Raw genomic sequence first — 25,485 nt, forward strand, 5'->3', positions numbered from 1 at the left:
TATCTAAAATTAAAAAAACTAAAAACGACAAAAAATTCAAGAAAATATATATATTTACGAAAATATTAATATAAATTAACTAAAGAACATAATATATTATTCTAATAAAAAATAATAAAGGGGGATTTTGATGCGCTATAATAAAATAAGATCTAAAAATAAAGTTTCATTATTAAATTTTAAAACTATTAAGAGTAAATTAATAGCAATTATGATAACTGTTGCAGCAATTCCGATTTTTGTATTAGGAATAACATCTATAGTAGGATTTTCAATTTCTAGTGATAGAGATTTTAAGAAAAGTGGAGTGAGTTTAGGACAAGCAGTAGACGAAACTATAAATACAAAAATTAATAGTATTGAAACAATGTTAAATCATATTATTACTAGACATAATTTTGATGATAGTGAAATTGACAATAATGCTTTATATGAAGACTTGAAATTATTTAAAAATGGAAATGTAGATATTGAAAATGCATATTATTATAGTGGAAATAGTAAAAAGTTTGTTATATATCCTGATGCAGACTTTGATGATAAAGATTATACAAAAAATGAATGGTATGTAAAAGCTAAAGATGCCAATGGCAAGTTTGCTTTTACAGATGTTTTTGTAGATATGGCAACAAAACAATATGTAGCAACAATTTCTAAGGCTATTATAAAAGATGGTAAAGTACAAGGTGCTTTATGTATAGATTTTAAATTAACAAGTCTTGCAGATGCAATAGAGAATATTAAATATGGCAATAATGGTGAATTAGCAATTGTTGATAATAATGGTATTGTAATAGCACATACAAATAAAGAGCTAATAGGAAATTCTGATATATCTAAGAAACAAGAATGGAATTACATACTAAATTCAGATAGTGGTTTTACTAAAGTTAGTGAAAAAGATAAGAAAGATAGTATAAATTTTACGACTTCACATTTAACTGGATGGAAAATATTACTCAAAATACCTGAAGCTGAACTTATGAAATCACAACAAAGTTATAAAAGAATTTTAATAATAACAGCGATTATATTATTAATATTTGTAATAATTTTAGGAAGAAATTTTGCTGTTAAATTATCTAAAAATATAAATAAAATTAAAGAAGTAATTAAAAATGCAGCAAATGGAGATTTTACAGATAATATTAATATTTCAACGGGAGATGAACTTGAAGAACTTGGAAAGAGTTTTAATGAAATGCTTGAAAATATTTCTTATTTAATTGGGAAGGTGGATACATCAGTTCATAGAGTTAACGATACTTCATCAGGATTAGCAAATATGAGTGAAGAAGTATCATTAGCTATTAGTCAGGTTGCTAATACTATTGGAGAAATATCAAATGGAAGTATGGAGTCAGCGGAAAATCTTCAAAGTTTATCAGAAAATTTAGATGGTGTATCTAATGAAATAAATGTAATAAATGATGCGGTTAAAAATATAAGTAAATTAGCAATAGATACAGATGGTTTAAGTAAAAAAGGACTTGATATGATAAAAGACATAATGGACAAGTCCAGTCAAACTAAAACAAGCACTTTAGATGTGAGCAATGTTGTTAAAGTAGTTTCAGGAAGTGTACAAAATATAGCTTTAATGAATGAAGCAATAGCTAAAATAACAGAACAAACAAATCTTTTAGCATTAAATGCAGCCATAGAAGCAGCAAGAGCAGGGGAATCTGGTAAAGGATTTGCAGTTGTTGCTGAAGAGATAAGAAAACTTGCAGAGCAAACATCTGAATCAGCAAAAGAAATTGATTCAATAATAAGAGAAGTTGCTACAAATGTTAATAAAGCAGTAAATGAGGTTGATAAGACTAATGACGCTGTTAATAGTCAGGAAAAATCTGTATTAAATGCAGAAAGTATATTTAACAATATAATTTCTTCAATAAACAACTTAACAAATAGAGTTGAAGAAATAGCTGAAGGAATTAATGAAGTTACTTTAAAGAAAGATAATGTTGTAAATCAAGTTCAAAATTTATCTGCCATAGGAGAAGAGACAGCAGCGTCATCACAAGAGGTATCAGCGTCAACTGAAGAAGTGTCTGCATCTACTGATGAATTTGTTAAATATGCAGGTGAATTAAAAGAATTATCAAATAACTTAAATGATGAAATACAACAATTTAAGCTTAAATAAAAGGTTATGTTGATATATTCATAAGCAAAGCTGGGCGGAGTAATTAAATTTAGGGATATAAAATTAATATAGTCCAATTTAGCTTGCTTCTAATATAAAAATAAGACAAGTAATAAATGTAATCTTACACTAAGATATCAACATTTCTTTAAAACAAAAAGCTATGATTTAAAAATCATAGCTTTTTGTAATTCTTAAAACTTTTATCTTGGAATGAATCCAACTTTCTTTTGCATTTTTCTTAAAGTTTTATTTGCTATATAAGATGCTTTTTTAGCACCTTCTGAATAAATTTCTTCAAGTTTTTTCTTATCTTTTAAGAATTCTTTAACTTTTTCTTGGACTGGAACTAATTCTTCAATTACAGCATCAGCTACATCATTTTTAAGTTCGGCATAGCCTTTGCCTTCATAGTTTGCAACTAAAGATGTAGGATCAACACTTTTAATAGTGCCTAATATATTTAATAAATTTTTAACTCCAGGTTGATCATCAGTATAGTTTACTATACCAAGACTATCAGTTACAGATTTACTGATTTTTCTTTTAATAACATCTGGTGGATCCATAATTAATATAAAGCCATTAGGATTGTCATCTGATTTTGACATTTTCTTTAATGGATCTTGAAGACTCATAATTTTTGCACCAGCTTTTGGAATATAAGGATCAGGAATTTTAAAAGTATCACTATAAGTATTATTAAATCTTGCAGCAATATCTCTTGTTAATTCTAAATGTTGCTTTTGATCAGCACCAACTGGAACTAAATCTGTATTATATAAAAGTATGTCTGCAGCCATTAATACTGGATAATTAAATAAACCAGATGCTATTGAATCACCATACTTTTGAGATTTATCTTTATATTGAGTCATTCTACTAAGTTCACCCATATAAGTATTACAAGTAAGTATCCATGCAGCTTCAGTATGAGCTGGTACATGAGATTGTATAAATAATGTATTTTTATTTGGATCTATTCCTGCAGCAAGATATATAGATAATAATTCTAAAGTTCTTCTTCTTAAATCGGCAGGTTTTTGACGTACTGTTATAGCATGTAAATCAACCACACAATAATAAGTTTCAAATTCATCTTGCAATTTCACCCAATTTTTTAACGCTCCAAGGTAATTCCCTAAAGTTAAATCACCAGAAGGTTGAATACCACTAAATATTACTTTTTTACTTTCAACTATATTTTCTGACATAAAAACCCCTCTTTCTAAGGTAAATAATAATACTTATATTATAGGTATTGCATAGATGTAAGTCAATTATTACAATAATTAGTATTTTAAAATATGGCTCTGTTTTAGCAGAGTGTTGATATATGCATAAGCAAAGTGAGTGAAATTCTCAACTCTCCATTTTAACTAACAAAGTTTAAATAGTCATTTATTTATTTTATGAATTGTATGGGTACATTTGCTATGAATCGAGTTGGAATATATAATAAGCTCATTAAATTTATTTTAGGGGGAAAAAATTATGCAAAGTGAAAGTAAAACTTTAAATGTTAAAGAATTGGTGCTAATGGGGCTTATGATAGCATTAGTATATCTGGCAGGTAGTATAATAAAAATTCCATCACTTGGAGGTTTTGTTCACATTGGGGATTGCATGGTGTTTTTATCTGTAGTATTACTAGGAAAGAAAAAAGGTGCTATAACAAGTGCATTAGGAATGTTTCTTGTTGATGTATTAGGTGGTTATTATTTATGGGCTCCATTTACATTAATTATTAAAGGAATGATGGCATATATTGCTGGATGTATTTTGGAGAAAATGAAAAGTAATAATTCTTTTATAAAGAATACAACAGCATTTGCTATTAGTGGAGTATTTATGATTATAGGTTATTTTGTTGCTGGGACAATTATGGCAGGATTTTTAACTGAAAAAGCAGGAGTAGTTCAAGGATTAATATATGCTTCAAAAGATATAGTAGGTAATATAATTCAAGTTACAACTGGAGTAGTTATAGCATTACCGTTAAGTGGGGTATTGCTTAAAGCTAAAAAAGCGGTGTTGAATTAATCTTTATTTTAAGTATTAGTGATATATGCATAAGCAAAGTGGGCTGAGTAATTAAAATGCCACTTTGCCTATTGCAAATATCACAATATATTTTAAATATAAAGATTAATTTAATTAACTGTATGTTCAAAATGACATTGTACTATGTGAAAGTTTATAATGTTTTTTTATTTGAATTAATTCTTAATTTTATTGAAATTATGAAACAAGAGAATAGTGGGATTAATAGTAGTAAAACTATTGATGCTAATTGAAAATATTTTAAAAAGTGAAATAGTATATAGTTATTGTTTGAAACTAAGTAAGATAATATAAAAATGATAATCAAAAATATACTGAAGAATACTTTTTTACTTTTTATTTTATCATGATAAATTAAAAATATTGCATATCCAGATAATATATATTTAATAAAAAAACCTGTAACAATTCTAAAAATATAAAAGAACTCACCAAATTCTATAAATTCTAATATTTGAATTATATCTGATTGAATAAATCCAGGATAAAATATATTAGCTACTCTTTCAGCTCCTAATGTAGCGATGACTCCAACAGTAGAAAATATTGTTATGATTGAAACAAGTAGTAGTGAAATAAGGGTATTCTTTTTTAAATCTTTTTTACTATTTAGTAGTTTTAAATAAGGAAGAACAATGCAAATTGATGATAAAGATCCTAATAAAAATAAGATACATTTTATTGAATCTATATTTAAATTATTATGTAAAATTGGGAAAATATATCTGTAATTTTTATAAGGTTCAATTAAAATAGCAAGAATTCCATCACTTAATAATAAAAGTGAGAAGGATACTATAACAAAAATTAATATTGAAGAAAATTTTCTTGTTAACAAATAAATACTAGGAATTAAAAATAACAACAAATAATATCCAATAGAAGATTCTAAAAATAAATTTGTATATATAAAATTAGATTCTATTGAGGTGCTTTCTATAGCATTTAATAAAAGTCCAATTGAAAATAAAAATAAAAAGATATTTGCTATGGGTTTAGGTAAATATTTTTTTATTGATTTTACTAAATCTGGACTATCTAATTTATTTAATGTCGTTATTATAAAATAAAAAAATAATATCAAAATTAATAATGATATTAATAAATATATCCAAGTATCTTGTTTACCGTATTTTATAAAGAATGAACTATAAGTTCTAATGCTAATTAATGTAGTTGCTAATATTAAAATTATGCAATGTTTAGTTGATAAATAATTTTTCATTCGAGATTCTCCCCTTTTAAGTACTATATATAATAATTTATAAATTTACCATTATGATTAAATAATTACTCAAATTATATTTTGATTATTTTTATCAAAATAATACCTTGATTTTAGTATTAACAAAAAAATGAATATTAAACCACTTAAGAGAGATAATATTTTTAGGTGATGTATTTATGAATGAAAATTTAAATTACTTTAAAAAAAGATTTGAGAAAGCATTTGATGTAAAATATAGGGATGTTGATACTAAGCTTGGAAAAGCAACTTTGATATTTATTGATACATTGTGTAATTCACAATTTATAAGTGATTATATTGTAAGTCCACTGAAAAATTATAGTTATGAATGTAATACATTAGATGATATTGTTACTAAAGTATTAGAAATAAATATAGTAGGTAATGTTAAAGATTTGGACGATGCAGTATTGCATATATTATCAGGAGATATAGTATTAACATTTGAAAATGAACAAAGAATGATTTTCTGTGAGGTAAAGGGGTTTCCAACTAGAGGTATAAGCATTCCTGTTACAGAGTCAGTAGTAAAGGGACCAAGAGAAGGATTTAATGAATTATTTGTTAATAGTATTTCATTAATAAGAAGAAAAATTAAAAACTCTGATTTGAAATTTGAACCATTATATGTTGGAGAAAAATCTCAAACAGTTGTATGCTTATGCTATATAGAAGGAGTAGCGCCAGATTATTTAATAAATGAAGTAAAAGAAACTATTAATAATTTGCATTTAGATTTTATACTAGATACTAATTATATAGAAGCTAAGCTGAGAAAAAAAGATTCATTATTTGATACTGTTGGATATACTGAAAAGCCAGATGAAGTAGCAGCTAAAATAATGGAAGGAAGGGTAGCTGTATTAGTAGATGGAACTCCATTTGTTCTAACAATTCCATATTTCTTTTTAGAAAATTTTCAAACTCCAGATGATTATTATTTAAATAGAATTTTTGTGAATTTTTTAAGAATATTAAGGTGGCTTGCTTTTTTCTTAGCTACATTTATGCCAGGCTTATATATAGCTGTTGTTACACATCATTTTTCATTGCTGACCCCTATGTTTACATTTAGATTAGCTGTTGCAAGGGCTGGAGTGCCATTTCCAACATTTTTTGAGGTTATAATTATGATGCTAGCTTTTCAGCTTATTAAAGAAGCAGGATTAAGATTGCCACAACCAATTGGTGGAGCTATGAGTATAGTTTCAGCATTAATACTTGGAGATGCAGCAGTAGGAGCAGGTATAGCATCGAGAATAACAATAATTATAGTTGCATTAAGTACATTAAGTTACTTCTTGATTCCTAAAGTATATGGAGCAATTTCTATTTGGTCAATAGGTGTCGTAACACTTAGTGCATTATTTGGATTACCAGGATTTTTTATGTCATTTATAATTATATTAAGTAATATATCAGATTTAGAAACAGGAGGATATTCATATTTATTTCCTATTGCAACAGATACAACTTATAAATTTAGAGATACAATATTTAGAGGCAGATTAAGTAAAATTTCTAAGACAATAATAGGAAAGGAGAAACATAATGAAAATTAAAAGAGCTTTTATAATTTTATTAGTAATTTTAATATCCTTTTCTATGATTTCATGTTTTAACTATCATGATATAAATAAGGTTACTTTTGTAACAAGTATTATATTTGATGAAGATGAAAATTCTAATGTTGTTTTGTATTTAGACTGTGTTAAAGCGTTTAGAAATGCTAATGAGAGTATTGAAAAAGGAAAAAGATTAATATATAAAGGTCAAGGCAAAACTGCTTTAGAAGCAATTAGAGATGTCAATATGGCAGCTAGCTTTAAATTAAATTTTACGCAAAATAGAGCATATATTTTTACAGGTAATGCTGTTAAAAATGGAATAAAGAAATATATAGATTTAATAAATAATGATCCTGAGTTTCCAATAACCCCTAATATGTTTACTTATTTTGATGATGTTGATAAACTTTTAGAACTGTCAAGTAGTGATGAAGAGTATTTAGGATTATTTTTAGATGATTTAGTAGAAAAAAATGAAAATTCTTCAAAAGTAATAAAATTGGATACAAATGCTTATATGCTTCAAAGGCTATTACCTAATAATTTATCTATTATGAGTACATTAAAATTAAAGGAAGATGCACGTGATAAAAAGATAGAATTAGGTGGCGGAACAATAATTCAAAATGATAGAATGATTGGAAAAATAGATACGCTAAATACATTAAGTTATAATTTGTTAACAAATAATATTAAAAGTGGAATATTAGAAGTTGTAAACCCAGATTCTAAAAATAATTTTATAACATTAAAAATACTAAATTCTAAAATAAAAACATCTGTAGATTATTCTAATGATAAGATAATATTAAATAAAAAACTTAAATTAAAAACTAATATTGCTGAATCACAAAGTAAATTTATAGTGGATAAGGAATTTTTAAATAGTATTTGCGAACTAGAGGAAGAAAGTATAAAAACACATCTAAAAGATACATTTAATGAGTATAGAGAAAAAAATGTAGATATATTGCAAGTAGTGAATTTATTAAATCAAAAATATGGATATGAAAAAGAAGAAGACTATTTATTTAAAGTAGAACTTAATGTTGAGGTAGATATAGATATAAAAGGAAGTGGTAGAATTAAAAATAGTTTATAGATAAATATTTATTGACTATTTCAAGAACATGTTTATACTATAATATCAACATTTATTTAAAATATTACCAATAATCAAACCATGCTTTAAGTTAAAACTTGATTTTGTAGTAGGTATGAAATTATAAGTTATTTCTCTTTAAGCATGGTTTTGTTTTAATTACTCAGACCACTTTGTTTATGCATATATCAATACTAACATAAAACAAAGTCTAATTATTAACTTTTGAATTGTTGCCAAAATATAAGGATAACGATATACTATAAATATTGTAAGTTAAATGTATATAATAGTAGATAATTGAACTTAGTTCAATAATTTAGGAGGTTTATAGTAATGGCAAATATATTAGATGAGTTACTTGATCGTGGGTACATAAAACAATTTACTCATGAAGAGGAAACAAGAAAATTATTAGAAAATGAGAAAGTAACTTTTTATATAGGATTTGATCCAACAGCAGATAGTTTACATGTAGGTCACTTTATAGCGATGATGTTTATGGCTCATATGCAAAGAGCAGGACATAGACCAATAGCTTTATTAGGCGGCGGAACAGCAATGGTTGGAGATCCAAGTGGTAAGACTGATATGAGAAAAATGCTTACTAAGGAACAAATACAACATAATGTTGATTCTATAAAAAAACAAATGGAAAGATTTATAGACTTTTCTGATGATAAAGCCTTAATAGTAAACAATGCAGATTGGTTATTAGATCTTAATTATGTTGATTTTTTAAGAGAAGTAGGAGTTCATTTCTCAGTTAATAGAATGTTAAGTGCAGAATGTTTTAAGCAAAGATTAGAAAAAGGATTATCATTCTTAGAATTTAACTATATGTTAATGCAAGGATATGATTTTTATGTTTTAAATCAAAAATACGGATGTAAAATGGAACTTGGTGGAGATGATCAATGGTCTAATATGATTGCTGGTGTTGAGCTTGTAAGAAGAAAAGCACAAGGTGATGCAATGGCTATGACTTGCACATTATTAACTAATAGCCAAGGACAAAAAATGGGTAAAACTGTTGGAGGAGCATTGTGGCTTGATGCTGATAAGGTATCTCCATTTGACTTCTATCAATATTGGAGAAATGTTGATGATGCAGATGTAGAGAAATGTTTAGCATTATTAACTTTCTTACCAATGGATGAAGTGAGAAGATTAGGTGCCTTAGAAGGTGCTGAAATTAATGGAGCTAAGAAAATTCTTGCTTATGAAGTTACAAAACTTGTTCATGGAGATGAAGAAGCTAAGAAAGCAGAAGAAGCAGCTAATGCTTTATTCTCAGGTGGTGCTGACATGTCAAATGTACCAACAGTAACTATAGCTAAAGAAGATTTAGGTTCAACAGTTTTAGATGTAATAGCTAAGGCTAAAATAGTTCCATCTAAAAAAGAAGGAAGAAGATTAATAGAACAAGGTGGTTTATCTATTAATGGAGAAAAGATCACTGAATTAACAAGAACGTTAAACGAAGATGATTTTAAAGATGGATCTGCCTTAATAAAAAGAGGTAAGAAAAATTATAATAAAATAGAAATACAATAGTAAAGCTATAATGCCAATGTGCACTTATACTAAAATATCAATATTTGTTTTAAAAATAACATATTGCAATTAAAAAATAGGATTTGAAAAATTATTTCAAATCCTATTTTTTTAGGTAATTTAATGGTTATTAAGATTTTGATATATTATAATTATATTTCTTATATGTTAATTTATTCATTATTATAACGATAAATAAATAGGATAGTTAGAAAAAATAATTTTACGGTTTGTTTAATATATAATTTATGATTAAAGGGGGGAATAAATAAATGCCAGGTATTTGGAATGTAAATAATGTCTATAATAATAGTAATACGAGAAAATTTTCTAGTAAATTAACTTTTTCAGTAGGGGAAAAATTTAGTGGAAGAATTGTATCTAAGGGAGAAGGTAAAGATGTTACTATAAGATTATCAGATGGATGGCAGTTCATTGCAGAACTTGATGGAAATGTTAACTTAGATGATCTTAAACTAGTAAATTTTCAAGTAGAAGATTTTAAAGATGGAAAATTAAAATTAAAATTAGTATCCAGTGAACAAAAAGGTGAAGAGGTCTCTAATGAAGTATTTAAAGATATAATTGATAAAGAAGGTTTATCTAAAGAAGATATAAATATATTAGAAAAAATGATTAAACATAATATACCCTTAACTAAGGATAATATAAATAAAATTAAAGGATTAATTCAATTCAATGAAAATATAAACTTAAGCTCAGACAATATAGATGATTTTATACAAAATTATCTTCAAAGTAAAGGGATTGATATAAATACTCCTAAGGGAGAATTTATAAAACAAAATCTTGTGGAATTTTTCAGTAATTTTAAAAATATGTCAAGTGATGAAATATTATTATTTTTAGAAAACAATATGGAATTTTCAACAGAAAATATAAAAAGCTTTAATGAGCTTTTTAAGGGTGATTTATCAATAGAAAAATTATTATATAAATTATCTCAGGAGTTAGATAATTCACAATCAAATTTAAAAGATATACAAAATAAAGAGATAATAACTAATAAAGAATATTTAAATAAAGAAAATATAAATAAAGAAAATATAAATAATGAATTTTTAAAAAATAATAATAAAAATTCTTTAATATCTAAAATATATGATTCAAATGATGTTTCAAAGAATAAAGTTAGTGTTGTATCATTACTAAAGAGTATTACTGGTGACAATGAGAGAATTTTAAATGATTATTTAAAGGATATAATTAATTCTAGAGCTGAGAATTTAACAACGAAAGAATTTAATAGATTAATTTCATTAACATCAAAATTTGAAGACAGTGATATAGTAAATTTAATCAAAAATGAATTATCAGCTAAAGGATTATCTGATGAAACTATAAAATCTAACGGTCTAGAGAGTAAAGTTATAGATGGTAAAAATTTATTAGAGAATACTTTAGGAAAAATTTTAAATAAAGAAGTAAATTTAACTGATGAAGAATTTAAAAGATTTAATGATCTTATTAAATATAAATTACAAACTAACATAAATGAACAGGATATAAAACAAGAAGCAGTTAAGTTTGATAAAAGTCAAATTTCTCAATTAAAACCTGATCTTAATAATTTATATTCAAAAGATATTGAAAACTTCTCAAATAAAGATTTGATAAAACAAGAAATGGTAAACAAATTTAATGAGGTAAAAAATATTGTAAAAGATATAATAAACAATATTGATAATAAAGCAGTAGGTTATGAGAAGGTTATGGAAATGATAAAAGGTAATATTGGAGAATTTAAAGTATTTAATTCTATAAGTGAACAGTATTATTATTTAAATTTTCAAGTTCCTGTTAATGCAGAAGAATATCCTTGCAAACTAATTATAAAAGACAACAGAAAAGATGGAAAGAAAATAGATAAAACTAATGTAAAAATGGTTGTTAATGTTAAAACTATACATTTAGGTGATGTTGATGGATATTTAACGTTAAAAGATAATAGGATAGATATAAATTTAAAGTGTGATAATAAGTATGTAGATATAATAAGTAAAAATAAGAGTAAATTAAAATCCGGATTAGAAACACTAGGACTAGTTACAGAAGTTAGTGTTTCATTAAGAGAAGAACCTATTAACTTAGTAACTTGTGGCAAATTTTTTAATGATTTAAGTATCTCAAATATTGATATTAAGGTATAATAAAGTAGATATATTTTGAGTGTAAATTGTTTATGGAGTGAGTATATATGACTGAAAGAAAAAAAGCAGCAGCTCTTAAATATGAATTAAATAATACTGAAGCTCCAATTATAGCAGCATCAGGAATGGGACATATTGCAGATAAAATAATAGAAAAGGCACAAGAAAATGAAGTTCCCATAGTTTATAATAAAGAGTTAGCAAATTTGTTATGTAACGTTGATGTTGGAGATGAAATACCAACAGAGTTGTATGAGGCAGTAGCTCATGTAATAGCATTTGTAACTGATATAGATAAAACACTATAATTGTGTAAAAAACGGAAAGGTGATAAATTAATGGCACTTTATACTATTTCAGATTTGCATTTAGCAATGAATGTTGAAAAGCCAATGGATATATTTGGGGAAAATTGGGTTGGGCATTGTGAAAAAATAAAGAAAAATTGGCTAGAAAAAGTTAACGATGATGATATGGTATTAATAGCAGGAGATATTTCATGGTCACTTAAGGAAAGCGATAGCAAGTTTGATTTAGACTGGATAGATTCTTTACCAGGTAAAAAAATTATAAGCAAAGGAAATCATGATTATTGGTGGGGAAGTATATCTAAATTAAATAAACTATATGAAAATACCAAATTTCTTCAAAATAATTTTTATACTTATAAAAATTATGCCATTTGTGGTACAAGAGGTTGGATCTGTCCTGGGGGAGATAAGTATTCATCTAAGGATGAAAAAATTTATAGTAGAGAACAAATAAGATTGAAATTATCTTTAGAGTCAGCAAAAAGTAATGGATATGAAGATATTATAGTTATGATTCATTATCCTCCAACTAATGATAAGTTTGAAAAATCAGCCTTTTTAGAAATATTTAAAGAATATGGTGTAAAGAAAGTTATATATGGACACCTACACGGCCCATCATTAAAAGGTAATTTATTAGATGGTGATTTAGATGGAATAGAATATATATTATCATCAGCAGATTATCTTGATTTTAATCCAAAGCTGATTATAGAATAAAGATGTTGAAAAAATATTTTTTCAACATCTTTTTTTATGTCTAGGAAAGTATTAAATGTTTTCAATTTAAAATCTAGTTATATTAATGGAGTGAGAGATGTGAAGTGTATGAAATATCATCAACTAAGTGGACGTGGCACAGCTATTTTTTATGTTAAGTAGTTGTAAGATTTTCTATATAAGTTGTAATTTAATTAATAACCTTTAGAGTTATTTTAAATTATAGTCATTAAGAACTATTTATATATACGGTGTATAACTTAATATAAGTAGTAATAATTTTATAGGGAGAACATTTTGGGAAAGGGATATATATTAGTAAGAATATTTAAGGTTAAGGAAGCTTTACCTAAAACTGAGGGAAAACTCATAATTACTAATGCTGAAAATGGAAATGTAGTTTATGAGAAAGATAATGCATTTGATGTTAGTGGTAGAAGTGAATTAATAGAAGTAACTACGCCTGAAAAAAGTTTGTCTCAGCAGCCATATGAAGAAGGTACTATCCCATATTCTGTATATAATATAGATGTGCTATCTGAAAATTTTAAAGAAGTTATTGTTGAGGGAGTAAGTGCTTTTGAAGAAATAACTTCTATACAGAATATTGAGCTAATTGAAGAAGATAAAGAGAGTACTTTTAATGCTTCAGCAGAAAAAATTATTATTTCGCCGGAACAGCTTGTACTTAATGCAAAAAGGGATAGACAAGTAGGTTCTATGGCTGAGCCTTTAGTTTTAGACAAGCCATATATACCTGAATTTATTGTTGTACACTTAGGAACGCCAAGTTCAGCTGCTGAAAATGTGACGGTAGGGTTTATTGATTATATTAAAAATGTTGCTTCAAGTGAAATATATCCAACATGGCCGGAAGAATCATTAAAAGCAAATATATATTGTCAAATATCATTTGCATTAAATAGAATTTATACAGAATGGTATAGAAGCAAGGGATATTCATTTCAAATCACTAATTCAACTGCGTATGATCAATATTTTATAAAAGGTAGAAATATATTTGATAACATAAGCAAAATAGTAGATGAAATTTTTAGTGAATATATTATAACTATTGGGAACAAAACCCCATTCTTTGCACAGTATTGCAATGGTACAACAGTTAAGTGTGATGGGTTATCTCAATGGGGAACTGTAGATTTAGCAAATGCTGGTATGAAAGCTTTAGGTATTCTTCAATATTATTTTGGCTATGATAAAACTTTAGTTAGAGCAACTATGATTGAAGGAATACCAGAATCTTATCCAGGAACACCTCTTAGACTTAATGATGAAAATAATAATGTTAAGGTTATACAAAAACAATTAAATAGAATATCTAAAAATTTTCCTGCAATACCTAAAATACCATATGAAAATGGGAAGTTTGATAAAATAACTGAAGATGCAGTAAAAGTATTTCAGAAAGTTTTTAATCTTACTCAAGATGGTATTGTAGGAAGAGCTACTTGGTATAGAATATCATCTATTTATGTTGGTGTAAAAAGATTAGCAGAGCTTGATCAAGAGCCAGAAATTGATGGAGAAAATCCACCTCCAGATTCAGGGGGAGAGTATCCAGGATATTTATTAAAGTATGGTTCAAGGGGAGAAAAAGTTAAAGAAGTTCAGAGTTATCTTTCAGTTATATCTAAATCGTATAATATACCAAGTATTAAGGCAGATGGAATATTTGGTCAAATGACAAAAGATGCTGTTATAGCTTTTCAAAGGTTATTTGGACTAGTTCCAGATGGAATAATAGGGATAAATACATGGAATAAAATATATTATGTATATAAAGATTTGATTAAAGGAACTGGACAACAAGGCCTTAATGAAGAATTTGATGGAAAATATCCGGGTTATTTATTAAGTTATGGCTCAAGAGGAGAAAAAGTTAGAGAAATGCAGACATATCTTTCAGTTATATCTAAATCATACAATATACCAAGTATTAATGCAGATGGAATATTTGGAGATATGACAAGAAATGCTGTGTTATCTTTTCAAAGATTATTTGGATTAGCTCAAGATGGGGTAGTAGGATTAAATACTTGGAATAAGATATATGAAATTTATAGAGGTTCAGAAAAGTCTAATGTAGAAGAAAAGATTTATTCAGCTGATTATCCAGGTTATGTGTTAAAAGAAAATTTATATGGCGATGATGTTAGATGGGTACAAACTTATTTAAATGCCATATCTGAGTTTTATAAAGAGATACCTAAGATAAAAGTAGATGGAATATTTAAGAAAAAAACTAAAAATGCCGTAATAGCCTTTCAAAAAAATTTTGGATTGAATGTAGATGGAAAAATTGGCGTAAATGATTGGAAAAAATTAATATCAGTATACAATAGTTTAGATGGTGGACAAAATATTAATAAATCTGATATATTATATGATTATCCAGGTTTTGATTTAGAATTAGGAGATCGAGACGGGTATGTCACAGTTTTTCAAAAGTATATAAATGTTCTTGCTAAAAATAATTATTTATCAAATCAAATTATAGAAAATGGTGTATTTGATAAAAGAACGGAAAATGCTGTTAAAGAACTACAGGAGAAGTTTGGATTAAAAGTAACAGGAATAGTTGATAAATTTACTTGGGATAAAACATCATCGTTATATGAAATTTTATATACTGGCAAGGGAATTAAAAGAAGTAGAAAATAAAAATTAAATATTTAATTTATAGTATTCATATTTTGCAAATAAAAGTATTCTGATTTTTAAAATATACTTTTTGTAATTTAAATTTATTTTAATAATAAAAAGAAAAGATGTAGAGGTAGTCTACATCTTTTCTTTTTTGTTAGCTTTAATTTAATATATTATTTAGTAATACTTTTACTTAGGTTGTTTAATGTATTGTTAAAGTTATCTAAAGAATCTGATTGAACATCTAATTTAGACGCAATTTCTTGAGTTAATTCAGAATTTTTTCTTGCAATATCATTTACTTTTTCAACACAATTAATAACATCATCTTTTTTATTTGAAGCAGTTGTAAGATTTCCTATACAAGTTGTAATTTCATCAATAGTTTCTTCTATAGAAGATTTAATATTATTAAAACTACCTTTTGTAGCATTTAATGAAGTATGTTGAACAGCTAAAGCGGAATTTCCAGAATTCATAGCTTCTGATGCTTGAATTATATCTGTTTTAATTTCTTCTAATATATCTGTTATACTTTGAACCGCTAATTTTGAGTTTTCTGCAAGTTTTCTTACTTCACCAGCAACAACTGAGAATCCCTTACCAGCTTCACCAGCTCTTGCAGCTTCTATTGCAGCATTTAATGATAAAAGATTTGTTTGACTAGCTATTTGACTGATAGAATCAGTTATCATATTTACAGATTCTAATTTACTAACTAAAGCATTTATAGTTTTAGTTGAAACTGTAAACATATGTTGTAATTCATTTAATGATGTATCTAAATTTTCAATTGATACAATTCCATTATCAGCGACTTTATCTGTATCTAATACTTGTCCATGAACATTAGCAACATTTAATGCTAATTCTTCCATATTAGATCTAAAATCATGTAATAAATCTGTTGCATGGTTTGCTTCATGATTTTCAGACATTGATAAGTTTGCTAAATGTGATACTGATGAATTAATATCGTTAATAGAGTTATGAATTTTAGAACTTTCAATTTTTAATTCAGAAAGACCTGTACCTATTTTACTAATTTCTGAATTATCATTAGTTTGTGGTAAAGTGATATTTTGTGTATTTTCTAAAGTCTTATCTTCTGTATATCTTTTGTTTTGAAAAAATCCCATAAGATTTTATCCCCCTTTATTTATAGTTCTAAAGTCTTTAATTATATTAATTATCGTTTGCTTTTATTAAATCTCGACCATTTCTAGCTAATTCTTTTATTTTATATGAAGCCCCAATAGTTGTTATAGCTTTAGAATACCATATAAGGGCCTCTGAATCGTTACCAAGTCGTCTATTTAGTTCTCCTAAAATATACATTGTAGAATCACGTTGAAGACCATACATGGGAAATGATTCTACAATGTATGCTTCATTAAAACCTTTTAATGCTTTTTCTAAAAAATGCAATTCATTTTGTATATCACCTAAAAGTCTATACATCCAAGCAATTTTTAAAGAAATCATAGCTTTGTTGCTATAATTAGAGTTTAATATTACAGAAGTCACTAATGCAAGTTTATAACGCTCAACAGCAATACTTGCAGTAATTATATCTGGATAATCTCTAGGTTTCCATAAAGGTTTTATCTTTTCTAAAACAATTTCTTTCTGATGTTTTTTTATCTTAAAAAAATCTATTTTCATAGAAGCATATCCGCAATTGTTACAAATCCATATATCATAAAAATAAGGATTTGGTGAAGAATATCTTATGAAAAAATCAGAATCTTTAGATAGTATCCTTGGCGAATTAACTTTCACAGCATTAACTTTAAATTTAAATTCACATATAGGACAATGCACTTGCTTTAGAAATAAATGTTTTCTTATTTCTGCCTCACACACTTTATTTCACCTCAATATAAATTACATGTCAAATTATAATTTACTTTTATTAAATTTATAATTTTAACCATTAAATTATACCACAATATACTATTAAAAAAAATAATTCTAATTAGATAAATAATTACACATAATCTAAAGTTTTTGATATAATAAATATGAATGATATTTAAAAGGATGGTATTTATGGCAATAAACGATTGGAAAAGTTTTTTAATGCCGTATGAGCAAGCAGTAGAGGAACTTAAGGTAAAATTAAAGTCTATAAGAAAAGAATATAGAAGAAAAAATGAATATTCACCGATAGAGTTTGTTACTGGCAGAGTAAAAGAAGTTTCTAGTATATTAGAAAAAGCTAATAAATTTGAAATACCTATAGATCAAGTTAGATATGAATTAGAAGACATAGCTGGAATAAGAATAATGTGTCAATTTGTAGATGATATAACTAAAGTTGTAGAATTATTGCGTGGAAGAAAGGACATGCAAATTCTTTATGAAAAAGACTATGTTAGAAATGTAAAAGAAAGTGGTTATAGAAGCTACCACATGATAATAAAATATCAAGTAAATATGGCAGAAGGACCAGTAGATATTCTTGCAGAGTTCCAAATTAGAACTTTGGCTATGAATTTTTGGGCTACTATTGAACATTCGCTTAATTATAAATATAAACAAAACATACCTACTCAGTTGAAAGAAAAACTTAAAAGTTCAGCTGATGCAGCTTTTAAATTAGATGAAGAAATGCTACAAATAAAAGATGAAATAAAAGATGCCCAAAAGCTTTTTGAAGTGAAATCTAGCATAATTTCAAATATTATGAACTCTTTATTGACTTTAAGCTCATTAGGTAAAGAAGCAGAAGCAGCAAGACATGAAAAGACTTTAAATAAACTTATTCAATACGGAGAAATTTGGGAATTGGATAACTTGTTATTTTATGTTAAAAAAGATGTTGAAAAATATAGAGAATAATATTAAAGCTATGTTTGATAGTATATCAAACATAGCTTTAATAATAGGTAAAATTTCAAAAGAAAGGATTATATAATCATGATAGGAAAAGAATTAATGAAAAAGTTAAAAGAAAATCCAGAATATATTAAAGAAATTAGATATATAGATGATGAGCTTAATTTATTTATAGTTAAAAATAATGCAAATAATATAAAATATATTGAAAATCCAAGTAAAGAAGTGCAGTTAGAAGCAATAAAAGGTAGTCCATTATCAATACAATATATTGATAATGTCTATGAAGATGTTGGAGCTATATGTGTAAAAGCATTATGGAATTCATTAAAATATATAAAAAATCCAACAGAAAAAATAATAAGAGAAGCTATTAATACTAAGGGATGGGCAATTCAATTTATAAAAAATCCATCTGAAGAATTGAGAATTTTAGCTGTTGAAAGAGATTTTGATGCTATTAAATATATAGAAAATCCGTCAGAAGAAGTACAATTAACAGCTATTAAAAATTATTATTCGGCAATTAGGTATATAAAAAACCCAACTTTAAATGCAAAATTAGCAGCTATTGCATCACATGAGGAAGGAATAAATTATATTTCTAATTATGATTTAGATGAAGTAAAATTATTTATTTATAAAAATATAAATGTTGTTAAATATATTTATGAAAATATAGATATAGATTTAGTTATAGAAGTTTTAATGGATAAGATAAAAAATGAAAATATAGAAGAAAAATACATGAGAGATTTTTTAGAATTAGAAATCTTAGAAATGGATAAAGTTAATTTTGTCTGGGAATATGGATCTAAAAATGCAAAGAAAATATTAGTTGATTATAAATTATCTATGTAATGTTAAGCTATATAAATGAGATGAGAATTATAATTAATTTTAAGTAATAAAAAATATTACATGCAATAAAGGGGGAAGATATTTTGAATTATACAGAAACTTTAAAAACAGCTGATTTAGTTATGAATTCAAAGGATGTACCATTAATAATTGGAGAAAGTGGAATAGGAAAAACATCATTAGTTAGAGAGATAGCTAAAAATGATAATTATTCATTAGTTACTATAGACGCAAATCTTTTAAAAGAGGGAGAAATAGGGGGTTTGCCTGTAGTAGAAAATAGAGAGGTAGTGTATGCAACACATAATAAGTTGATAGAGGTAAAAAATTTATTATGTAAAGATGATATAAATGGGGTTATATTATTTATTGATGAATTAAATAGATGTGATCACGCAGTTTCACAGGAGCTTATGAACCTTATATTAAACAGAGAGATAAATGGTTATGTTTTAGATGAAAGAGTGAAAGTTATTGCAGCTATGAATCCATCAAATAAATATGATGGATTTTCAGACAGTCAATATGAAGTAGTAGATATGGATCCAGCTCAAGAAGATAGATTTGTATGGTTAGAAATGCAATCTGACGTAAAGGAATGGATAAAATGGGGAATGAGTACAGATGGGAATATTCATGAACACATAATAGAATTTATATCTACATTTCCTCAATACTTACATACGCCAAACTCAATGGAAAGCATAAAAGCAACTCCAAGAAGCTGGCATAGAATATCTAAAGCTTATGAGGTGTATTTAAATAACAAGGATAAATATGATTTTAATATATTTTTAAATACAGTGAGAGGAAATGTTGGATCTAATATATGTAATGATTTTGCTGATTTTATACTTCATATAAGAAAACCACTGATCAAAGTTGAAGAGTTATTTGAAAATGAAATTTTAAGTTTTGATTTAAAGGAAAAGTTAGAAAATGAAAATCACTCAAGATTATATATATTAGCTAAAAATGCAATCTTATTTGTAGAAAGAAATTCTTCAGAAAAGAATTTAATATTATTTTCAAAGGTGTTAGATTTATATCCTAGAGATTTAAGACTTGGAATAATGAAAGAAATTAAGAAAGACCATAAAGATGGGTTATATGAATTGTTATTAAATCAAGATGAATTTATAGAAAGCTTTTTTAACATATTTATCAAATAGCATATTTTCAGTAAAATGTTAATATGTATATAGGTAAAGCTTAGCAGAGTAGTTAAGTTTAAATATTAAGTATAGTTGCATTAAATAGACATGAATACAATCGAAAGGAGGAGTTAGGTGGATTTTAATAATAAAAAAGAAGAACTTTTAAAAAAAGCGTATAATATAAAAAGTATTGATGAATTTGATAATATGTATATAAAGAGTTTCTTCGAATTAGTTGAAGAGGTTATTCTTGATTTATTAGAAAGTGAAGATTCATTTTTTGGTCAATTTATGTTAAGAGTAAAAAGGCAAATAAGAATTGAGTTGAAATCACCTATAGCTACTATTCCTAAAAGAAGTGGATTTAACATGTACTTTAACCCTATATTATTTTTACAGTGTGAAAAGAAAGAAATGTCAGCATTATTTAAGCATGAGATTTATCATATAATGTATTCACATTTTTCTAGAGAGAGAAAAATGAAAGAAAGATTAAGTAAAGAAGCTATAAATACTGCACTAGATATTTCGATAAATCAATATATAAAAAATCTTCCACCTTGGAGTAAAAAGATTAATTCTATAAATATGGAATATAATTTAAATTTAAAAGAAGATAGAAGTGCAGAAGAATATGCAGAGGAAATTTATAAATCAATTAAGTCAAGAATAAAGGACCCTAAAATTGACAAAGAAGAGTCATTAGATGAAATTAATTTAGAGAATGCTCATGATATATGGGAAGAAATAGATGTATCTCAAGAAGACATTGAAAGTTTAACGAAGAAAACAGCAGTTAGCATATGTGATAAAAATATGCCAAGTGATATTGAAGAGATAATTTTAGCTTATAGTGAAAACGCAGAGATATCTTGGCAAAGAATATTAAAAAATTTATTACCATCTGTAAAAAATGGATATAAAAAAACTACAACTAGAAGAAATAGGAGGCAACCTAATAGATTAGATTTGAGAGGAAGGTTACCAAAAAACAACTCAGAATTAATAGTTGCAATTGATATAAGTGCAAGTATGAGTGATGATACTTTACATAAAATTTTGGTTGAAATATTAGAGATTAGTAAAACTATAAATAATGATATAATAATAATAGAATGTGATGATACCATTAAAAGAGTATACAAATTACGAAGTCCAAAAGATATAAAAAAGAGAAGTGAAAATAATGGATCAACTGCCTTTACTCCGGTATTTAGATATATATTAGAAAATAATTTAAGAAATGCTGTATTAATTTATTTTACAGATGGTGTAGGAGAAAAGGAATTAGATATAAAGCCGTTGAATAAAAGAATAATATGGGTGTTAATTGGTTCAGAAGAATTTTCATTAAAAAATCATTATGGAACAGTAAAGAGAATAAGCAGTGATAAGAAAGAAAAAGTTGAAGGAAATATTGGGTTACGTATGGTTAATTCAGTAATACATGATTGGGCTAGATAACAAGTAAGTAATTAATTAAAATGACCTGTTTAAGCAGATTATTGATATGTGCATAAGCAATTAAGGAGGGGAAGTGTGAGTAAAAAATTTAAAGTAAGAGATTATGCCATTATTATAACTGTATTATTTGCTATTAGTTTAATAATAAATATTTTTAGCTATGTTAATATAAGAGATTATAAATATAGAATTGGTAGGGAATCTCAACTTAATATCGAAGATATAAGACAAAGAAATGAAAGCAACATGGACATTCTTAATATGAGCATAGATCAAGGGTGCATAAAAAATGAAGAATTATTAAAGCTCTATAAGAATTATGAAATTATTGCAAATGATACAATAGAATTATGGGAACAGTATGGGGAATATAAAGCAAACAGTTTTTCAATATTTTCTAAAAAAATAGAAACTAAAAAAATAATACAAAATGATGTACATGGCAGAATAAAAGAATATATGTTTATTGTATTAAATGAAGCTATGAAAAATAGAGAATCTGGTTTAATATTAAATGAAAATTATTTGGATGATTTTGTTGTTATGAATGAGTTAGCAGAAAAAATATATCATTATTTTGAAGAGTTTAATTCTACAAAATTATCAAATTTTACTGGAGTAGATAGAGAAAAGAAAAGTATTAGAAATAATTATTGGATTGATATGTTACAAGGGATATATGACATTAGTGATGAGTATTCGAATATTCAATTGAGTGTAAGTAATATTGAAAATGTTAATAATATAGATATTATTAACGAAGGTAAATAAAAAAATACAACTACTTAATTTAAGTAGTTGTATTGTATATATTAGTGACATCCACTACATGAACCACCACAGCCTCCAGCAGGAGCTATAACTGGTTTTAAGGTAAGACCTCTACCTTCATTTTCATTAGTAGAAAGTATTATAAAGCCACCAAATTCTTCTATTAAAGTTTTTTCCATGATGAAAGATACATCATTTACTTTTTCTACAACATCAGTATCAGTAGCTTGAGATACTGAGATATTAAATATTGGACCGCTACAAGCAGCACCAGCAAAATTTATTCTAATATTAAAATCAGATATGTTATTATCATCTAAAAAACCTTTGAATTCATTATAAGCTTCTTCGCTTATAGTAATGTTTTTCATATAAATCACCTACTTAAATTAAAATGATTAACAAAAATGTTAATGAATTAAGTATATCATACAAGATACAAAATAAAAAGATTATAAATCATATAAAATATAGTTTGGAGGTATAAAGTATGATATAATTTATCAGTAATTTATCTCTTTAAAGTATTAAGGTTAAAATTTATAATTTTAAGTATTAAAAGGGTTTATATTATTAATAATAATTTATATAATAAGTTTTATATTAGTTTTAGAAGGGAAAAATTTATGAAACCGTATAATAAAGATTTTATAGTAAAAGAAGTACAAGAATATAATTCTCTTATAAATGAGTATAGCCTTGGACGTTATTGTATAAAAAAGAAAAGTAGTAAGGGAATAAAACTTCAAGGATATATGTATGAAAATACAGAAGAATATGATTTACCTATAATACAATTATTAAAAGATGATAAAAGCCTTATGCGTATTACACCAAAAGAAATAGAAAGTTCTTATCAAGCAATAAAATTTGCTAAAGGTAAAGTAGGAATTGTAGGTCTTGGTCTTGGATACGTAGTGGATAAGATTGCAAAAAAAACTAAGGTAAATCAAGTTATAGTATATGAAATTAGTGAAGAAGTAATAGAAATGTATAAGAAAAACTTTGGAGAAAATAAAAAAGTTAAGATTATACATGGAGATGCATTTAAAGCAAAACCAGAAAAATTCGATTTTTTCTATGTTGATATATATGAATATAAATTGGAATTAAAAGTAGTAGAAGACTATAATACATTTAATAAATTACATGAAATAGAAGAGTATTCATTTTGGGGAATGGAGCATTTTCTTTTAAGTTGTAATTATGAAGAAGTTTTATGGGTATATATTCCAGAAAATTGGATTGAAATGAGTAAAAATTTATATGTATCTCTTGATACATCAGGGTATATAAAGAACTATAAACAATTAGAGGAAGATAAAGTAAGAGATGTACTTAAAGAATTTAAAAAAATTTTAAATAACGATATAGAAATATAATTATTATAAAAATATATTTTAATATCACAAAAAAATCTATGTATACTTCATTATTAAAAAGATATGAATTATACATAGGTTTTTTTATTACTTTTATTTTTAAAATTAAAGATAAAGTAAGATTTATTTCTATAATTATCTTTATAATGCAATATTTTGTTGAATTATAAGGGATATAATGTTATCATATTTAGTGTTTAACAAAATATGAATGATAATAGCACACTTATTGAAAAATAAGGTCGCAAAGCTTATGAGTCTAAGGAAAATTTATTTTCTATGATCGTCAGGTTGCCAAAATACAGTTAATTTACAATTGTATAATTTAAAATTTTGGTGTCTATGAATTCATAGATACTTTTTTATTATTTAGGAATTCATATTATGCACCATTATTTCTGCACTACGTTTGAAAAGAGTACATAGCTAAAAAATCGACGTTCCACAGTCTCTTAGCGATTTTTTTGTTTTAGTAGATTAAAGTGTTAGCAACTTAAAATTAATATATATTGAAAGGTAATTTAATGAATGCAAAAGAAAAAATGGATGATTAACTTTTAAGAATACGTTTTATATAAAAATACAAAAGAAAACTAATAATTTTACAAGGGGGTGTATTTAAAGAGTTTTTTGTTATTACAAATAAGAAAATCATTTTAAGGGTAAGGAGAAAATACTTATGAAGAAAATAGATGAACTATTACAACAGATAGAAGATATTATTCAATATGGAATAGATAAAGATGGAATGATAAAAATTTTAAAAATTTTAAATTGTTCTATTCCATTTGAAATATTAGATGAAATTAAATTATATGGAGATTATTTACCTAAAGTTGCGGAAAATGGAATATCGGAGGAGAAAAGATATTTACATTTTTTATGGGATGTATTGGACAAGTCACCCATGTGTCTTATAGCTAATTTTGCAATTCCTTATAGAAGGATTTTAGCTAAAAAATTATTTAAATCTTGTGGAGAAAATTTTATAGCTGAAGAAAATGTTAGATTTAATGTACCAGATAATATTGAATTTGGTGATGATGTATTTATTAATAGAGGAACTTTTATAGATTCAAAAGGAGGAATTAAAGTTGGAAATTTTGTTGGCATAGGTGAGGGGGTAACTATACTTACTCATTCTCATAAAGAAGATAATCATTCTTTTAGAGAATATAGCGAGGTAGTAATAGAAGATTATGCAAAAATATATTCTAATTCAACAATACTTCCAGGAGTAAAAATAAAAACAAAAGGAATAGTTGCAGCATGTTCTTTAGTTAATAAAGATGTAGGAGAAAATGTGTTAGTTGCAGGAGTTCCAGCAAAAGAATTTAGAAAAAGAAATACTTTTAATAAAGATAAAAATGAATTAAATCATGTATGGCTTCACAATAAAAGCTTTCAAAAATAAATAGTGATTTTTGAATCAAATGCTACATTTTAAA

Annotated in this window: 21 protein-coding genes and 1 riboswitch; of the genes, 16 read left to right on the top strand and 5 right to left on the bottom strand. The window is 25.7% G+C overall.

From position 1 onward, the window contains the following. Nucleotides 1-130 precede the first annotated feature (130 nt). Nucleotides 131-2,152 carry a methyl-accepting chemotaxis protein gene (locus NG901_RS01140; protein ID WP_252211811.1) on the top strand — a complete coding sequence of 674 codons (2,022 nt, stop codon included), beginning with the start codon at nt 131-133 and terminating at the stop codon, nt 2,150-2,152. A 203-nt stretch (nt 2,153-2,355) separates the two neighbouring features. Here the strand turns inward: NG901_RS01140 and trpS are convergent, their stop codons facing one another. Further along, nucleotides 2,356-3,366 carry a tryptophan--tRNA ligase gene (trpS, locus tag NG901_RS01145; RefSeq protein ID WP_252211812.1) on the bottom strand — a complete coding sequence of 337 codons (1,011 nt, stop codon included), beginning with the start codon at nt 3,364-3,366 and terminating at the stop codon, nt 2,356-2,358. Between the two features lie 280 nt (nt 3,367-3,646). Here trpS and NG901_RS01150 point away from each other — a divergent pair, with 280 nt between their 5' ends. After that, the gene (locus NG901_RS01150; RefSeq protein ID WP_252211813.1) at nt 3,647-4,195 is read left to right on the top strand and encodes an ECF transporter S component; all 549 of its coding nucleotides are present in this window, start codon (nt 3,647-3,649) and stop codon (nt 4,193-4,195) included. A gap of 154 nt (nt 4,196-4,349) precedes the next feature. On the opposite strand, the gene NG901_RS01155 is transcribed toward NG901_RS01150, so the two are convergent. Beyond that, nucleotides 4,350-5,441: a GerAB/ArcD/ProY family transporter gene (locus NG901_RS01155; RefSeq protein ID WP_252211814.1), complete on the bottom strand. Its 1,092-nt coding sequence runs from the start codon at nt 5,439-5,441 to the stop codon at nt 4,350-4,352. Between the two features lie 179 nt (nt 5,442-5,620). On the opposite strand from NG901_RS01155, the gene NG901_RS01160 reads away from it, so the two are divergent. From NG901_RS01160 to NG901_RS01190, 7 genes are all read left to right on the top strand, one after another. Then, nucleotides 5,621-7,027 carry a spore germination protein gene (locus tag NG901_RS01160; RefSeq protein ID WP_252211815.1) on the top strand — a complete coding sequence of 469 codons (1,407 nt, stop codon included), beginning with the start codon at nt 5,621-5,623 and terminating at the stop codon, nt 7,025-7,027. Continuing rightward, the gene (locus NG901_RS01165) at nt 7,017-8,135 is read left to right on the top strand and encodes a Ger(x)C family spore germination protein (protein WP_252211816.1); all 1,119 of its coding nucleotides are present in this window, start codon (nt 7,017-7,019) and stop codon (nt 8,133-8,135) included. The genes NG901_RS01160 and NG901_RS01165 overlap by 11 nt, the downstream gene beginning before the upstream one ends. A 336-nt stretch (nt 8,136-8,471) precedes the next feature. Beyond that, the gene (gene tyrS, locus NG901_RS01170; RefSeq protein ID WP_252211817.1) at nt 8,472-9,692 is read left to right on the top strand and encodes a tyrosine--tRNA ligase; all 1,221 of its coding nucleotides are present in this window, start codon (nt 8,472-8,474) and stop codon (nt 9,690-9,692) included. Between the two features lie 272 nt (nt 9,693-9,964). Further along, the gene (locus NG901_RS01175; protein ID WP_252211818.1) at nt 9,965-11,863 is read left to right on the top strand and encodes a flagellar hook-length control protein FliK; all 1,899 of its coding nucleotides are present in this window, start codon (nt 9,965-9,967) and stop codon (nt 11,861-11,863) included. A 47-nt stretch (nt 11,864-11,910) separates the two neighbouring features. Further along, nucleotides 11,911-12,171 (top strand): EscU/YscU/HrcU family type III secretion system export apparatus switch protein, encoded by a 261-nt coding sequence (locus NG901_RS01180; RefSeq protein WP_252211819.1) that lies wholly within the window; start codon nt 11,911-11,913, stop codon nt 12,169-12,171. A 30-nt stretch (nt 12,172-12,201) separates the two neighbouring features. After that, the gene (locus NG901_RS01185) at nt 12,202-12,894 is read left to right on the top strand and encodes a metallophosphoesterase (RefSeq protein ID WP_252211820.1); all 693 of its coding nucleotides are present in this window, start codon (nt 12,202-12,204) and stop codon (nt 12,892-12,894) included. A gap of 297 nt (nt 12,895-13,191) precedes the next feature. Continuing rightward, nucleotides 13,192-15,576, top strand: a complete 2,385-nt coding sequence (locus NG901_RS01190) for a peptidoglycan-binding protein (RefSeq protein WP_252211821.1) — start codon at nt 13,192-13,194, stop codon at nt 15,574-15,576. Nucleotides 15,577-15,734: 158 nt separating this feature from the next. On the opposite strand, the gene NG901_RS01195 is transcribed toward NG901_RS01190, so the two are convergent. Then, complete coding sequence (locus tag NG901_RS01195) at nt 15,735-16,700, bottom strand: methyl-accepting chemotaxis protein (RefSeq protein WP_252211822.1); 966 nt, start codon at nt 16,698-16,700, stop codon at nt 15,735-15,737. A gap of 46 nt (nt 16,701-16,746) precedes the next feature. Continuing rightward, nucleotides 16,747-17,427 (bottom strand): DUF2225 domain-containing protein, encoded by a 681-nt coding sequence (locus NG901_RS01200; protein WP_252211823.1) that lies wholly within the window; start codon nt 17,425-17,427, stop codon nt 16,747-16,749. 186 nt (nt 17,428-17,613) lie between these two features. Between NG901_RS01200 and yjbM the strand changes: the two genes are divergently transcribed. From yjbM to NG901_RS01225, 5 genes are all read left to right on the top strand, one after another. Then, nucleotides 17,614-18,405 (top strand): GTP diphosphokinase, encoded by a 792-nt coding sequence (gene yjbM / locus NG901_RS01205; RefSeq protein ID WP_003373100.1) that lies wholly within the window; start codon nt 17,614-17,616, stop codon nt 18,403-18,405. Between the two features lie 78 nt (nt 18,406-18,483). After that, a complete protein-coding gene (locus tag NG901_RS01210; RefSeq protein WP_252211824.1) occupies nt 18,484-19,263 on the top strand; it encodes a hypothetical protein in 780 nt (259 codons plus the stop codon). Between the two features lie 83 nt (nt 19,264-19,346). Then, nucleotides 19,347-20,435 carry an AAA family ATPase gene (locus tag NG901_RS01215; protein ID WP_252211825.1) on the top strand — a complete coding sequence of 363 codons (1,089 nt, stop codon included), beginning with the start codon at nt 19,347-19,349 and terminating at the stop codon, nt 20,433-20,435. 117 nt (nt 20,436-20,552) lie between these two features. Further along, nucleotides 20,553-21,884: a vWA domain-containing protein gene (locus NG901_RS01220; protein WP_252211826.1), complete on the top strand. Its 1,332-nt coding sequence runs from the start codon at nt 20,553-20,555 to the stop codon at nt 21,882-21,884. A gap of 75 nt (nt 21,885-21,959) precedes the next feature. Next, entirely contained in the window at nt 21,960-22,655 is a 696-nt protein-coding gene (locus NG901_RS01225; RefSeq protein WP_252211827.1) for a hypothetical protein, read from the top strand. A gap of 41 nt (nt 22,656-22,696) precedes the next feature. Here NG901_RS01225 and NG901_RS01230 read toward each other — a convergent pair whose 3' ends face one another. Continuing rightward, nucleotides 22,697-23,026: a HesB-like protein gene (locus NG901_RS01230; protein WP_252211828.1), complete on the bottom strand. Its 330-nt coding sequence runs from the start codon at nt 23,024-23,026 to the stop codon at nt 22,697-22,699. Between the two features lie 255 nt (nt 23,027-23,281). Here NG901_RS01230 and NG901_RS01235 point away from each other — a divergent pair, with 255 nt between their 5' ends. Both NG901_RS01235 and NG901_RS01240 read left to right on the top strand, forming a co-directional pair. Beyond that, complete coding sequence (locus NG901_RS01235) at nt 23,282-24,037, top strand: methyltransferase domain-containing protein (protein WP_252211829.1); 756 nt, start codon at nt 23,282-23,284, stop codon at nt 24,035-24,037. 209 nt (nt 24,038-24,246) lie between these two features. Further along, nucleotides 24,247-24,336: riboswitch (cyclic di-GMP riboswitch) on the top strand. A 380-nt stretch (nt 24,337-24,716) separates the two neighbouring features. Beyond that, nucleotides 24,717-25,451 (top strand): acyltransferase, encoded by a 735-nt coding sequence (locus NG901_RS01240; RefSeq protein WP_252211830.1) that lies wholly within the window; start codon nt 24,717-24,719, stop codon nt 25,449-25,451. Nucleotides 25,452-25,485 lie beyond the last annotated feature (34 nt).

Origin of the sequence: Clostridium sp. CMCC3677 (assembly GCF_023845585.1) — a bacterium.
Taxonomy (GTDB): domain Bacteria; phylum Bacillota; class Clostridia; order Clostridiales; family Clostridiaceae; genus Clostridium; species Clostridium aquiflavi.

Coding starts and splice junctions, on each gene's coding strand:
- NG901_RS01155 (WP_252211814.1), bottom strand. CDS start 5,441: ATGAAAAATTATTTATCAACTAAACATTGCATAATTTTAATATTAGCA.
- NG901_RS01175 (WP_252211818.1), top strand. CDS start 9,965: ATGCCAGGTATTTGGAATGTAAATAATGTCTATAATAATAGTAATACG.
- yjbM (WP_003373100.1), top strand. CDS start 17,614: ATGGCAATAAACGATTGGAAAAGTTTTTTAATGCCGTATGAGCAAGCA.
- NG901_RS01180 (WP_252211819.1), top strand. CDS start 11,911: ATGACTGAAAGAAAAAAAGCAGCAGCTCTTAAATATGAATTAAATAAT.
- NG901_RS01235 (WP_252211829.1), top strand. CDS start 23,282: ATGAAACCGTATAATAAAGATTTTATAGTAAAAGAAGTACAAGAATAT.
- NG901_RS01210 (WP_252211824.1), top strand. CDS start 18,484: ATGATAGGAAAAGAATTAATGAAAAAGTTAAAAGAAAATCCAGAATAT.
- NG901_RS01160 (WP_252211815.1), top strand. CDS start 5,621: ATGAATGAAAATTTAAATTACTTTAAAAAAAGATTTGAGAAAGCATTT.
- NG901_RS01240 (WP_252211830.1), top strand. CDS start 24,717: ATGAAGAAAATAGATGAACTATTACAACAGATAGAAGATATTATTCAA.
- NG901_RS01195 (WP_252211822.1), bottom strand. CDS start 16,700: ATGGGATTTTTTCAAAACAAAAGATATACAGAAGATAAGACTTTAGAA.
- NG901_RS01140 (WP_252211811.1), top strand. CDS start 131: ATGCGCTATAATAAAATAAGATCTAAAAATAAAGTTTCATTATTAAAT.
- NG901_RS01230 (WP_252211828.1), bottom strand. CDS start 23,026: ATGAAAAACATTACTATAAGCGAAGAAGCTTATAATGAATTCAAAGGT.
- tyrS (WP_252211817.1), top strand. CDS start 8,472: ATGGCAAATATATTAGATGAGTTACTTGATCGTGGGTACATAAAACAA.
- trpS (WP_252211812.1), bottom strand. CDS start 3,366: ATGTCAGAAAATATAGTTGAAAGTAAAAAAGTAATATTTAGTGGTATT.
- NG901_RS01165 (WP_252211816.1), top strand. CDS start 7,017: ATGAAAATTAAAAGAGCTTTTATAATTTTATTAGTAATTTTAATATCC.
- NG901_RS01185 (WP_252211820.1), top strand. CDS start 12,202: ATGGCACTTTATACTATTTCAGATTTGCATTTAGCAATGAATGTTGAA.
- NG901_RS01150 (WP_252211813.1), top strand. CDS start 3,647: ATGCAAAGTGAAAGTAAAACTTTAAATGTTAAAGAATTGGTGCTAATG.